At 69.2% G+C, this 11,919-nt stretch carries 11 protein-coding genes; 6 read left to right on the top strand and 5 right to left on the bottom strand.

The features are described 5' to 3' along the window. Positions 1 to 100: 100 nt before the first annotated feature. Complete coding sequence (gene desB, locus LT948_RS07970; RefSeq protein WP_003110929.1) at positions 101 to 1,189, bottom strand: fatty acid desaturase DesB; 1,089 nt, start codon at positions 1,187 to 1,189, stop codon at positions 101 to 103. A gap of 20 nt (positions 1,190 to 1,209) precedes the next feature. After that, positions 1,210 to 2,310, bottom strand: a complete 1,101-nt coding sequence (locus LT948_RS07975; RefSeq protein WP_009878223.1) for a ferredoxin reductase — start codon at positions 2,308 to 2,310, stop codon at positions 1,210 to 1,212. Between the two features lie 158 nt (positions 2,311 to 2,468). Here LT948_RS07975 and desT point away from each other — a divergent pair, with 158 nt between their 5' ends. The 5 genes from desT (at position 2,469) to LT948_RS08000 (ending at position 5,725) form a co-directional block, all read left to right on the top strand. Then, positions 2,469 to 3,098: a TetR family transcriptional regulator DesT gene (gene desT / locus LT948_RS07980; RefSeq protein WP_003095524.1), complete on the top strand. Its 630-nt coding sequence runs from the start codon at positions 2,469 to 2,471 to the stop codon at positions 3,096 to 3,098. 228 nt (positions 3,099 to 3,326) lie between these two features. Beyond that, entirely contained in the window at positions 3,327 to 3,830 is a 504-nt protein-coding gene (ureE, locus tag LT948_RS07985; protein WP_003095526.1) for an urease accessory protein UreE, read from the top strand. Continuing rightward, positions 3,827 to 4,498 carry an urease accessory protein UreF gene (locus LT948_RS07990; RefSeq protein ID WP_003095528.1) on the top strand — a complete coding sequence of 224 codons (672 nt, stop codon included), beginning with the start codon at positions 3,827 to 3,829 and terminating at the stop codon, positions 4,496 to 4,498. The genes ureE and LT948_RS07990 overlap by 4 nt, the downstream gene beginning before the upstream one ends. A 10-nt stretch (positions 4,499 to 4,508) precedes the next feature. Then, the gene (ureG, locus tag LT948_RS07995; RefSeq protein ID WP_003095530.1) at positions 4,509 to 5,123 is read left to right on the top strand and encodes an urease accessory protein UreG; all 615 of its coding nucleotides are present in this window, start codon (positions 4,509 to 4,511) and stop codon (positions 5,121 to 5,123) included. 29 nt (positions 5,124 to 5,152) lie between these two features. Then, the gene (locus LT948_RS08000) at positions 5,153 to 5,725 is read left to right on the top strand and encodes a HupE/UreJ family protein (RefSeq protein ID WP_073657326.1); all 573 of its coding nucleotides are present in this window, start codon (positions 5,153 to 5,155) and stop codon (positions 5,723 to 5,725) included. A 15-nt stretch (positions 5,726 to 5,740) separates the two neighbouring features. Here LT948_RS08000 and LT948_RS08005 read toward each other — a convergent pair whose 3' ends face one another. After that, on the bottom strand, positions 5,741 to 6,763 hold the full coding sequence (locus tag LT948_RS08005) for a FecR domain-containing protein (RefSeq protein WP_073657327.1): 1,023 nt from the start codon (positions 6,761 to 6,763) through the stop codon (positions 5,741 to 5,743). Further along, a complete protein-coding gene (locus LT948_RS08010; RefSeq protein WP_003095533.1) occupies positions 6,756 to 7,292 on the bottom strand; it encodes a sigma-70 family RNA polymerase sigma factor in 537 nt (178 codons plus the stop codon). Before LT948_RS08010 ends, LT948_RS08005 begins: the two co-directional genes overlap by 8 nt. A gap of 198 nt (positions 7,293 to 7,490) precedes the next feature. On the opposite strand from LT948_RS08010, the gene LT948_RS08015 reads away from it, so the two are divergent. Then, on the top strand, positions 7,491 to 10,427 hold the full coding sequence (locus LT948_RS08015; RefSeq protein WP_277600516.1) for a TonB-dependent receptor: 2,937 nt from the start codon (positions 7,491 to 7,493) through the stop codon (positions 10,425 to 10,427). Positions 10,428 to 10,571: 144 nt separating this feature from the next. Here LT948_RS08015 and LT948_RS08020 read toward each other — a convergent pair whose 3' ends face one another. Further along, positions 10,572 to 11,825, bottom strand: a complete 1,254-nt coding sequence (locus LT948_RS08020) for an OprD family porin (RefSeq protein ID WP_009314331.1) — start codon at positions 11,823 to 11,825, stop codon at positions 10,572 to 10,574. Between the last annotated feature and the right edge of the window lie 94 nt (positions 11,826 to 11,919).

An 11,919-nucleotide genomic window follows, 5' to 3' on the forward strand; every position in this document is an offset into this window, starting at 1 on the left:
GACGCCGCGCGGCGGCCGGAAGCCACGTCGCGGCGCACAGGGCGGCATTATCCCCGCTCCGGAGCGGCCCCGCCACGGGCGCCGCGAGCGTTCCGTCGGCTCAGCTGCGCCCCGCCGGGAGCGGCTCGCGCGGCGGCAGCCGATATACCCAGATGCGCCGCAAGACAGTGAGGAATTGCCGTCCCAGGCGTCCGCTGTTGTAGGTCTGCCCGTAGCGCCGGGCGATTTCGCGGACCTCGCGGGACAGCGCGGCGTAGCGACGCGCCGGCAGGTCCGGGTAGAGATGATGCTCGATCTGGTGGCTGAGGTTGCCGGTCAGGATGTGGAACAGCGGCCCGCCCTCCAGGTTGCTGGAGCCGCGCAACTGGCGCAGGTACCAGTGGCCACGGGTCTCCCCCTCCAGCACCGAGGGCGGGAAGACCACCGCCTTCTCGGTGAAGTGGCCGCAGAAGATCACCGTGAAGGTCCACAGGTTGCGCAGCACGTTGGCCAGCAGGTTGCCGACGAACACCGCGCCAAAGCCGCCGGCGAACAGGCCGAGAAGCGGGAACAGCAGGTAGTCCTTGGTCCACTGGCGACCCAGCTTGGCACGCAGGGGGCGTAGCAGCGGCATGAGTTCGGCCTTGTCCAGGCGCCCCTTGGCGTACTTGTCCAGGCGCAGATGCTGGATCGCCACCGCGTACTGGAACAGCAGCGCCTGCAGCGTCACCCACAGCGGTTGCCAGCGGTAGAACGGCTTCCAGCGCTGCTCCGGGAACAGGCGCACGACCCCGTAGCCGACGTCGTCGTCCTTGCCCAGCACGTTGGTGTAGGTGTGGTGGATATGGTTGTGGGTGTGCCGCCAGAAGTCGGACGGCCCGGCGATATCCCACTCGTAGGCGCGGCCGGCGAATTCCGGATCGTTCATCCAGTCGTACTGGCCGTGCATGACGTTGTGGCCCAGTTCCATGTTCTCGAGGATCTTGCCCAGGCCGAGAAGCAGGCTACCGAGCAGCCAGGTCGGCGGCAGCCAGCCGAACATCAGCAGCGCCCTGCCGCTCCAGCAGCAGACGCGCACCGCCGCGCGGACCCGGCGGATGTAGCGCGCGTCGTCCGCGCCGAGATCGGCCAGGGTACGCTGGCGCAGGGCGTCGAGTTCGGCGCCGAAGGCCGCCAGTTGTTCCGGGGTCAGTTCGCGGTCGTCGCGCATCGCAGGGCTCGCAGGTCGGTTTACAGGTCCAGCGCCAGGTCGCCGTGGGCGGCGCTGACGCAGAGGCGGATAGGCTGGCCGGGCTCGCTGCACAGCGCGCCGCTGCGCAGGTCGCGCACGCAGCCGCTGAGCAGGACGCAGGTGCAACTGGCACAGATGCCCTGGCGGCAACCGTGGGCCGGGCGCAGGCCGTGGGCCTCGGCCTGTTCCAGCAGGCTGGCGGCGCTGTCGCCGGAGACTTCCCGCTGCGACCGGGCGAAGCGCAGGCGCACTTCGCGCGGCGCCTCCCCGCTGCGCCAGCGCGGGACGCTGAAGGATTCCGTCTGCAAGCCGGCGAAGCGTGCCCCCAGTTGCTCGCCCACCGCCTCGACGAAAGCCGCCGGCCCGCAGGCCAGGGCCTGGCTGCGCGCCAGGTCGGCTGCCCAGCCGTCCAGGTGGCGCGGCTGGAAATGCCCCTCCAGGCAGCCATCGGCCCGCGCCCCGCGGGTCAGGCTCCAGCGCAACTCCAGGTTCGGGTGGCGCGCCGCCAGCGCCTCCAGCTCGCCGAGCCAGGCGCGCTGGCCGGGATGACGGGCGTAGTGCAGCCACAGCACGGGACCGCGATAGCCGTTCTCCAGCGCCTCGCGGAGCAGGCCGAGCAAGGGCGTCAGGCCGCTGCCGGCGGCCAGCAGGCAGACCGCCTCGGCCTGCATCGGCCAGCGCAGATCGCCTTGCGCGGGCTGCAACTCGACACGCTGGCCGACCGCCAGGTGTTCGCACAACCAGGGCGAGAGCAGCCCGTCCGGGTGACGCTTGACGGCGATTTCCAGGCGCTCGCCGACCACCCGGGTCAGGCTGTAGCTGCGCCCGACCCGCACCCCGTCGCGCTCCGCCAGCAGCTGGATGTGCTGGCCCGGCCGCGCCGGCGGCCAGCCGGGGGCGGTACGCAGGGCCAGGGCGAGCATATCGTCGGCCACCCAGTAGCGTGCCTCGACCCGCGCATAGTGGCGGTTCAGCGACGCCAGCGGATGGGCGTGGCGCAGCAGGCCGTCGACATCGGCCTCGCGCAGCCAGCCACGGGCGGCGAGACGGCGCAGGGGTGCGAGCAAGGGGGTCAGGAGAGCGAGGGGAAGCAAGGCCATCGAGAATATTTCAGTGAACGATCGTTCACAAAACTTTGCCCGTTCCGCGCAATCGAGTCAACAAGCGTTCACTGATGTATCCTTCGACCGCTGCCGTCCCCGGTTCGACCGGGTCGCGGGGCTTTTGCTACAGTCGCCGGTCCGCCAAAGGAAGCCGTATGTCCTCACCCCGCGCCGAACAGAAACAGCAGACCCGCCACGCGCTGATGAGCGCCGCGCGCCACCTGATGGAAAGCGGGCGCGGCTTCGGCAGCCTCAGCCTGCGCGAAGTGACGCGCGCCGCCGGCATCGTCCCGGCCGGCTTCTATCGGCACTTCAGCGACATGGACCAGCTCGGCCTGGCGCTGGTCGCCGAGGTCGACGAGACCTTCCGCGCCACCCTGCGCGCGGTGCGCCGCAACGAGTTCGAACTGGGCGGGCTGATCGACGCCTCGGTGCGCATCTTCCTCGACGCGGTCGGCGCCAACCGCTCGCAGTTCCTCTTCCTCGCCCGCGAGCAATACGGCGGCTCGTTGCCGATCCGCCAGGCCATCGCCAGCCTGCGCCAGCGCATCACCGACGACCTGGCCGCCGACCTGGCGCTGCTGAACAAGATGCCGCATCTCGACGGCGCGGCCCTCGACGTGTTCGCCGACCTGGTGGTGAAGACCGTCTTCGCCACCCTTCCGGAGCTGATCGACCCACCCGCCGCCGACCTGCCGCCGCACCTGATGCCGGCCGCGAAGATCACCCACCAGCTGCGTTTCATCATGATCGGCGGCAAGCACTGGCACGGCCTGCCCGACTGACCCCACACCTCCCCAGCGGACCTCCGGCTCGGCGTTCGCCCGCGGACTAGACGCGCGCGCACCTTTCCGGTGCGGCAAAAAGTCGTTGCGCACCAACCTGGCGCGCTGCAATATTTTGTTACATCCCTATAGCCCCGTTTTCCCGGTACAGGCGTCCCGCATCGACCTGGCAAGGCCCTTGCTGGTGCTTGTTGTGATTCCTTTCCTGTCGCATTGCGGAAACTGCCCATGCTGGTCATTCACCAACGCCTGCCCGCCCGCTCGCCCCGCTGGGACGAAGAACTCCACCTCACCTACGAGGCGCGCAGCAAGAGCCGCCTGCGCTGCTTCGCGGCGAGCGGCGAGGAGGTCGGCCTGTTCCTCGAGCGCGGCCAGCCGCCGCTGGCCGACGGCGACTGCCTGGAGGCCCGCGACGGTCGCCTGGTGCGGGTCGTCGCCCGCTCCGAACGTCTGCTCCACGTCACCTGCGCCAGCCCGCTGGAACTGACCCGCGCCGCCTACCACCTGGGCAACCGTCACGTCGCCCTGCAGGTCGGCGACGGCTGGCTGCGCCTGCTCGACGACTACGTGCTGAAAGCCATGCTCGAACAGCTCGGCGCCACGGTGGAGGCCATCGAGGCGCCGTTCCAGCCGGAGCACGGTGCCTACGGCGGAGGCCACCACCACTCGCACCATGGCGAGGCGGAGTTTAACTACGCGCCGCGCCTGCACCAGTTCGGCGTGCGCCGGTGAACAGCATCTGGGCGCGCCTGCGCCTGGCCAGCTCGCAGTTGCCGATCGGCGGATACAGCTACTCCCAGGGACTGGAGGCGGCCCTCGACAATGGCTGGGTGCGCGACGCCGAGAGCGCGCGGACCTGGCTGGTCGACCAGTTGCAACTGAACCTGGCGCGCTTCGAGGCGCCGCTGCTGGCCGGCCTGCTGCGCGCCGCGCTGATCGGCGACTGGGCCGCCTGCGATGCGGCCAGCGAACGCCATAGGGCCAGCCGCGAGACCCGCGAGCTGGCCCAGGAGAGCCGGCAGATGGGCTTTTCCCTGCACCAATTGCTGGAGGCCCTGCCCGAGCTCGACGCTCCCGGCCGCGCCTGGCTGGCGCGCCAGGACCCGCCCAATCTCGCCGCCGCCTGGGCGATGGCCGCGCGCGCCTGGCGCCTGGACGCCGAGGAGGCGCTCAGTGCCTGGTTCTGGAGCTGGCTGGAAAACCAGTTGGCGGTGCTGATGAAAACCCTGCCGCTCGGCCAACTGGCCGCGCAGAAACTTGCTTCCAGCCTACTGCCGGAACTCGACCGCGCCTGCGCCGAGGCGCTGCGGCGGCCCGCCGTCGAGGGCAGCGCCGCGTTCGGTCTGGCGCTGGCCAGCATGACCCACGAAACCCAGTACAGCCGTCTGTTCCGTTCCTAGGAGAAACCCCATGACATCCCAACCCCTGCGTGTCGGCATCGGCGGTCCGGTGGGCTCCGGCAAGACCGCCCTGACCCTGGCCCTGTGCCGCGAACTGCGCGAGCGCTACAACCTCGCGGTGGTCACCAACGACATCTATACCCAGGAAGACGCAGAGTTCCTGGTGCGCAACGAGGCCCTCGCCCCCGAGCGGATCATCGGCGTGGAAACCGGCGGCTGCCCGCACACGGCGATCCGCGAGGACGCCTCGATCAACCTGGAGGCGGTGGACCAGCTCAACCGGCGCTTCCCCGGCCTCGAACTGATCCTGGTGGAATCCGGCGGCGACAACCTGTCGGCCACCTTCAGCCCCGAGCTGTCCGACCTGACCCTCTACGTGATCGACGTTTCCGCCGGCGACAAGATCCCGCGCAAGGGCGGCCCCGGCATCTGCAAGTCGGACCTGCTGGTGATCAACAAGATCGACCTGGCGCCGCTGGTCGGCGCCTCCCTCGACGTGATGGACCGGGACGCCCGGCGCATGCGCGGCGACAAGCCGTTCGTGTTCAGCAACCAGAAGACCGGCCAGGGGCTGGACGAAATCATCGCCTTCATCGAGCGCCAGGGCCTGCTGACCGCCGCCTGACGCCACCTCGCAACGACAAGGAACCGCCAATGAAACTGCCCAAGCTGTTCGCCACCCTCGCCCTGCTCGCCGCGCCGGCGCTGGCCTTCGCCCACCCCGGCCACGGCGAACACGGCCTGGTCGCCGGCCTCGCCCATCCGCTCACCGGCCTCGACCACCTGCTGGCGATGTTCGCCGTCGGCCTCTGGGCCGCCCAGCAACAGGGAGCCGCGCGCCTCGCCCTGCCCTGCACCTTCGTCGGCACCATGCTGGTCGGCGGGCTGCTCGGCTTCGAGGGCCTGCAACTGCCGTTCATGGAGACCGGCATCGCCGCCTCGGTGCTCGCCCTCGGCCTCTGCGTGGCCCTCGCCGTGCGCCCGCCGCTGGCGCTGGCGATGGCCGCCACCGCGCTGTTCGCCCTGGCCCACGGGGTCGCCCACGGCCTGGAGCTGCCGGACCTCTCCAGCCCCTGGCTGTACGCGCTCGGTTTCGTCGCCGCCACCGCCGCGCTGCACGCCGCCGGCTACGCGCTGGTGCGCTTCCTGCCGCAGGCGGCCGCGCCCCTGGTACGTCTCGCCGGGCTGGCCTCGGCGGGCGCCGGGGTCTGGTTGCTGGCCGGCTGAGCCGCCGCGCCTCCCTCAGCGCCTGATCAGCACCCGCCGACCTTGGTGCACGAGGCGCAGGCCATGGGTCTGCGCCAGCATCGCCAGGGCCAGCGGCAGGTCGTCGATGGGAAAGGTGCCGGAGACCCGAAGCGGGTCCAGCGACGGCTCGCACTCGATGCTCTCGCCCCCGTAGCGCATCAGTTCTCCCGCCCACTGCCGCAGCGGCATGTCGTCGGCCACCAGCAGGCCCTGGCGCCAGGCCAGCGCGGCCTCGCTGGCGGACTCGACGGGGCCGATCCGCTGGCGATCGAAGCGCACCCGCTGGCCAGCCTCGATCACCCGGCCATCCGCCGCACTCGCGGCGCCCTCCGGACGCACCTGGACCGCGCCTTCGTACACCGCCAGCACTGTCTCTGCGCCCTCGCGTCGGACGCTGAAGGCGGTACCCAGCGCGCGCATCAGGCCCTGTTCGGTGCGCACCAGGAACGGCCGCGGCGGCTCGCGCCGATCCGCCGCGGTGCGGAGGTAGATCTCTCCGCGATACAGGCGCAGCAGGCGCTGGCCGGCGTCGTAGCGCACGTCCAGCGCGCTGTCGGTGTTCATCTCGACCTGGCTGCCGTCCTCCAGCACCAGATCGCGCCGCTCGCCGACGGCAGTGAGGTAGTCGGCGCCGAAGCCGTCGCGCCAGACCTGGGCGCGCCATCCCCACCAGACCAGCGGTGCGCCGCCGAGCAGCAGGGCGAGGCCGCGCAGGACCGCGCGCCGGCCGCTGCCGGACGGACGCTCGAGCGCACGCCGGGCCAGCGCCGACGGCAGCGAACCGATATTCGCCAGCAGACGCTCGGCGCGCCGCCAGGCGCGCTGGTGCTCGGGGCTGCGCGAGCGCCAGGACTCCAGCTCGGCCTGCTGCGCCGGAGCCAGCGGCCCCTCCTGCATCAGCAGCAGCCAGGAGGCGGTCTCCCTGAGCACCTGCGGGGCGATCGCCTCGGCGGCCGGCGGCCCGGAAAGCTCCGTATCGCCCGCCTGCGGCGCCCGGCTGGAAGCGCGGTCATTCATCGGGCATCAGGCTCAGGCAGGTCACGTAGGCCTGGTGGATGAACTTCTTCACCGTCGGCAGCGCGACGCCCAGCGCCTGGGCGATGTCCTTCTGCTTCATGCCGTCCAGCGTCGCCATCAGGAATGCCTGTTTCACCCGCGGTCGCAGGGTGTCGAGCAGCGCGTCGATCTCGTGCAGGGTCTCGACGATCACACTCTGTTGTTCCGGCGACGGCTGCAACGGCTCGGGCAACGTGGCCAGGGCCTCCAGCCAGGCGAGTTCCAGCGATTGGCGACGGCGCCAGCTGACCAGCACGCAGTTGGCGATGCGGGTGAGGTAGGCGCGCGGCTGACGGATCGCGTCACGCTGGCCGCCATCGCGGCTGGCGAGGATGCGCAGGAAAGTGTCGTGGGCCAGGTCGTCGGCCACGCCACGTCCCCAGGAGCGAAGGCGGTAGGCCAGCCAGTTGCGCAACCAGGCATGGTTTTCACGGTAGAGCGTGGCGACGCAGTCGCGGTCCGCTTGCAGGCAGGGGCTTGGCGCATTCATCGGAGGCGCATTCATCGGAATAGTCGGCTGGCTTCAATCGCAAATGAAAACTATTATCACTAATTTTCCGCTGACCACAATGCCGACGCCCTTCCTCGACCGGCCCCGCCGAACCCGAAATATCCCTTTTCCGATCTCGTGCGACAGAGGGAATGAGAGCCCGCAATGACGGGCGCCAACCCTGCGAGCGAAGAAGTCATGTCCCTACAACGCCCTATCCCCAGCCTGGCGCGTCCCTTGTCGCGCCTCTCCCCGCTCACCCTTGCCCTGCGCTGCGCCCTGCTCGGCCTGTCGGCGGTCGGCGCCGGCCTGCTCGGCGGCGGCCTGGCCCACGCGCAGAGCGTCGGCCAGCACAGCGCGGCTACCCGCCTGGACGACGCCACGCCGCGCAGCTACGACATCCCGGCGGGTTCGCTGGGCGCCTCCCTGGGCGCCTTCGCCAGCCAGTCGGGCCTGCTGCTGTCCTTCGACCCCGCGCTGACCCGCGGCCGCACCGCGCCGGCGCTCAAGGGCCGCTACAGCGTACTGGAAGGCTTGCAGCGAGTGCTGTCGAACACCGGCCTGCAGGTCGCGGCGGGAACCTCCGGCGCCTACCTGCTGGTCGAGCCGCGCATGTCCGGAGAAGCCCCGGCCGACCTGTCGCCGGTGGTGGTCTCGGCCGCCGAGCTGGCCGATCCGCAGAAGGAAACCTATACCGCGCCGCGCTCGTCGGTGTACCTCTCCAGCGAAGACATCGACCGCTTCGGCCGGGTTTCCGTGGGTGACCTGCTCCAGGGCATCCCGGGCGTACAGGTCGGCGACAGCCGCAACGGTGGCGCGCTGGACGTCAACATCCGCGGCATCCAGGGGCAGAGCCGGGTGGCGGTGCGGGTCGACGGCGCGGAGCAGGCGCTGGACGTCTACCGCGGCTACGCCGGCACCCAGCAGCGCAGCTACATCGATCCCGACCTGGTCAGCAGCGTGACCGTCGACAAGGGTCCCTCGACCCGCTCGGGCGCGATCGGCGGCAGCGTGGAAATGCGCACCATCGGCGTCAAGGACATCCTGGTCGACGGCAAGGACCTCGGCGTGCGCTTCACCGGCAACGTCTGGAACAACGGCGTCGCCCCGCAGCACCGCAGCGCCAGTTCGAAGACCGAGAATCTCAGCAGCGTGCCGCACGATGACCGCGGCAGCCTGTTCGGCTCCCAGGCCAAGTCCGGCAGCGCCGCCTTCGCCTACCGCAACGAGCATCTGGACCTGGTCGCCGCCTATGCGCAGCGCAATCAGGGCAACTACTTTTCCGGCAAGAAAGGCCAGGACCGCTATCGCGTCTACAACCGCTACGGTCGCGAGGAAAGCAGCGTAGCCAAGGTCTACAACGCAGGAGAGGAAGTGCTCAACTCGTCGTCGGAGACCGAGTCCTACCTGCTCAAGGCGACCTGGCGCATCGCCGACGAGCACACCCTGGACCTCGGCTATCGTCGCTACGACGGGCGCACCGGGGAGATCATGCCGTCGGACATCTTCCGTTTCGGCACCGCCGGCATCTACCAGTACCCATTGAGCGAAGTGAAGATCGACACCTACACCGCACGCTACCGTTACCTGCCCGAGAACAATCCGCTGGTGGACCTCAGTACCGGCCTGTGGATGACCGAGGCGAAGAGCGACATGCTGACCTCGGTGCTGGCACCGCGCTCCCAGGCCTATCGCTCCGACCGCAACTGGACGCGCCAGGACAACCGGCGCATCGGCGGCGACCTGAACAACGTGGCGCGCTTCGAAACCGACTTCGGCGATTTCAAGCTCGACCTCGGCGGCTCGTTCCAGGTCGAAGACATCCAGCCGCAGAAAAGCGTGGTCACCACCCTCCACGACATCAACGCCAACCGCACCCTGAGGGACGCCACCCGCCAGGAATACGGCCTCAACGGCAAGCTCGAGTTCAAGCCGGTCGAGCGCCTGACGCTATGGGGCGGCGGCCGCTACAGCCACTTCAACAGCAAGGACAACGGCATCTCCGCCTCGCCGCGGCGCGAGGATCGCGACATGCGCTTCATCACGGTGAGCAGGCCCGGCTACTACGGCTCGATGATGTGGTTCCCCGACCAGAACGGCCAGTACACCGACGCCACCGATCCGCGCCTCAACAACGGCATCGTCACCAACAACACCAACAATCCGTTCGAAGGCATTCCCTTCGACGAGTTCGGCCCGGCCAACGTGACGGTCCATCCCTCGCGGGTCACCAACGTGGTCACCGGCTACAACTACAGCAAGAAGGGCAGCAGCCGCGGCGGCGGTTTCTCGCCGGCATTCGGGATCAATTTCGAGCTGGCCCCGGATACCTTCGTCTACGCCTCCTACACCGAAGGCCTGCGCCTGCCGTCGCTGTTCGAGACCAGCCAGGGCACTCTCCAGGTCGAGCCGGGCAAGGACCTCAAGCCCGAGCGTTCGCGCAGCTGGGAGATCGGTGCCAGCGCGCTGCGCGACAGCCTGTTGGCCGACGGCGACTCGGCGGCGATCAAGCTGGCCTACTTCAACAACACCATCAAGAACTACATCACCCGCTATTACGATCCGGGCCAGATGGGCCTGATGACCTTCAGCAACACCGACAGCTACCGCACCAGCGGTCTCGAACTGCAATCGCACTACGACGCAGGGCGGGTGTTCGCCGACCTGTCGGCGACCTACTACCTGAAGACCGAGACCTGCGACGCCGCCTTCGCCGCCAGGCTGCGCGCCGGCGCCAACCGCTACCAGCGCACCGAGAACACGCCGAACTGCACGCCGGGCAGCTTCATGGGCTCCTATACCAACACGCAGAACCCGCCGCGGCTGGCGACCAACCTGACCGCCGGCCTGCGCTTCTTCGACCAGGCCCTGACCCTGGGCGGGCGCATGACCTATACCTCCGGCCCCACCGCCACGGCGGACAAGCCCTGGCAGGTCGGCGCCACCACACCGCAGATCGAGTACCGCTCGGTGCAGCTGTTCGACCTGTTCCTCAAGTACAAGCTGTTCGAGCACACCGAACTGAATGCCTCGCTGCAGAACCTTACCGACCGCTATTACCTCGACCCGCTGGCACAGAGTTTCATGCCCGCGCCCGGGCGTACCCTGCGGGTGGGGATGCAGGCGAAGTTCTGAGCCGCCCTCTCCCCCTCCAGGCGTTGTCGGCGGAGCGCCGCTCCGGTAGGGCGGATAACCGCCCAGCGGTTATCCGCCGAAGCACCGGGCCTCCCGCTCCCCGTCCCTCCGGAACTGTCCGGAGGAGCGGCGAGACAGCGTCCGTCACCACGACAACGGGTAACTCACCACCAGCCGCGTCTGGTCGAAGTCGCTGTTGAAGCTGCGTCGGTTGCTGGCGTGGTTGAGGCGCACGTTGAGCCGCGCCAGCGGACCGCTCTGCACGGTGTAGCCGAGTTCGACATCGCGCTCCCATTCCTTGCCACCGCTACCGGCCTTGGTGGTGGCGTTCGAGCCATGGCCGTAGCGGACCATGCCGATCAGGCCGGGCCAGCCGAGGCCGACGAAATCGTAGTCGTAGCGAACCTGCCAGGAGCGTTCGTCGGCGTTGGTGAAGTTGCCGTTGAACATGTCGTTGCCCATGCTCCGCCCACTGCTGCCGTAGACCGACTGCCAGCCGCTGTCGCCGCCGACCTTCTGCAGGCCAAGGTAGAAGGTGTGCAGGCCGATGCCGGCAGAAAATAGGCCGTAGACGGTATGGCTGTCGATCTCGCCGGCGCGCGCGGCGCCGTCGTCGCGGTCGACGAACAGGCCGAGGTTGGCGCCCAGGGTCCAGTCGCCGACACGCTGCTTGTGCAGCAGGTTGGCGTAGCTCTGCCGGTAGACGTCCTCCAGTTGCCCGTGCCACAGGCCCAGTTGGGTGCGCTCGCGGTTGAAGCGGTATTCGGCGCCGGCGTAGTTGAAACCGTCCGATTTCTGCGTCGGCGCGCTCCAGGCCGACAGGTCCTGCATGTCCGCCGAATTGCGCAGGCTCACCGCGTCGAAGCGTCCGGCCTGCAGGGCCAGGCCCGGCAGCTCTCGGGAAACCACGGCGAAGCCGCGGAACGTCTGCGGCAGCAGGCGTCCGTCGTCGTAGCGCAACAGCGGAATGTCCGGGAGCATCTCGCCGATCTTCAGTTCGCTGGCCGAAACGCGCAGCTTGGCGGCCACGCCGACACGCCCATAGTCGTCCGCCGCGCGACCGTCGTCGTGCAACGGAAGAAGCTCGGAATTGCTGGTGCCACGTCCGCTGTTCAGCTTCACGCCGAACAGGCCGATGGCGTCGAGGCCGACGCCGACCGTGCCCGGGGTATAGCCGGAACTGAACTTGAGGATGAAGCCCTGCGCCCACTCGTCCACCAGGCTCTTGCCGGCATCGTGGTCGCGGAAATCGCGGTTGAAGTAATAGTTGCGCAGGACCAGGTCGGTCTTCGCATCCTCCAGGAAGCCGCCCTCGGCAGCTTGCGCGGCAAGACAGGCGAGCATCGGCAGGACCGCCCCTGCGTTGCGCGGGACTGCGGTTTTACGACGGATTTTCATTGTTATTGTGCTCCGTTTTTCAGGGACGACCGGGCCCCGGCAGCCTCTGCGGGCCACCTGGCGACGACGGTCGGGTCAGCGGCGGGGCGCGGGC

Origin of the sequence: Pseudomonas sp. CP-1 (assembly GCF_021213715.1) — a bacterium.
GTDB classification, from domain to species: Bacteria; Pseudomonadota; Gammaproteobacteria; order Pseudomonadales; family Pseudomonadaceae; genus Pseudomonas; species Pseudomonas aeruginosa.

Coding starts and splice junctions, on each gene's coding strand:
- LT948_RS08020 (WP_009314331.1), bottom strand. CDS start 11,825: ATGAAAATCCGTCGTAAAACCGCAGTCCCGCGCAACGCAGGGGCGGTC.
- LT948_RS08005 (WP_073657327.1), bottom strand. CDS start 6,763: ATGAATGACCGCGCTTCCAGCCGGGCGCCGCAGGCGGGCGATACGGAG.
- desT (WP_003095524.1), top strand. CDS start 2,469: ATGTCCTCACCCCGCGCCGAACAGAAACAGCAGACCCGCCACGCGCTG.
- ureG (WP_003095530.1), top strand. CDS start 4,509: ATGACATCCCAACCCCTGCGTGTCGGCATCGGCGGTCCGGTGGGCTCC.
- LT948_RS08010 (WP_003095533.1), bottom strand. CDS start 7,292: ATGAATGCGCCAAGCCCCTGCCTGCAAGCGGACCGCGACTGCGTCGCC.
- LT948_RS07975 (WP_009878223.1), bottom strand. CDS start 2,310: ATGGCCTTGCTTCCCCTCGCTCTCCTGACCCCCTTGCTCGCACCCCTG.
- ureE (WP_003095526.1), top strand. CDS start 3,327: ATGCTGGTCATTCACCAACGCCTGCCCGCCCGCTCGCCCCGCTGGGAC.
- desB (WP_003110929.1), bottom strand. CDS start 1,189: ATGCGCGACGACCGCGAACTGACCCCGGAACAACTGGCGGCCTTCGGC.
- LT948_RS08000 (WP_073657326.1), top strand. CDS start 5,153: ATGAAACTGCCCAAGCTGTTCGCCACCCTCGCCCTGCTCGCCGCGCCG.
- LT948_RS08015 (WP_277600516.1), top strand. CDS start 7,491: ATGTCCCTACAACGCCCTATCCCCAGCCTGGCGCGTCCCTTGTCGCGC.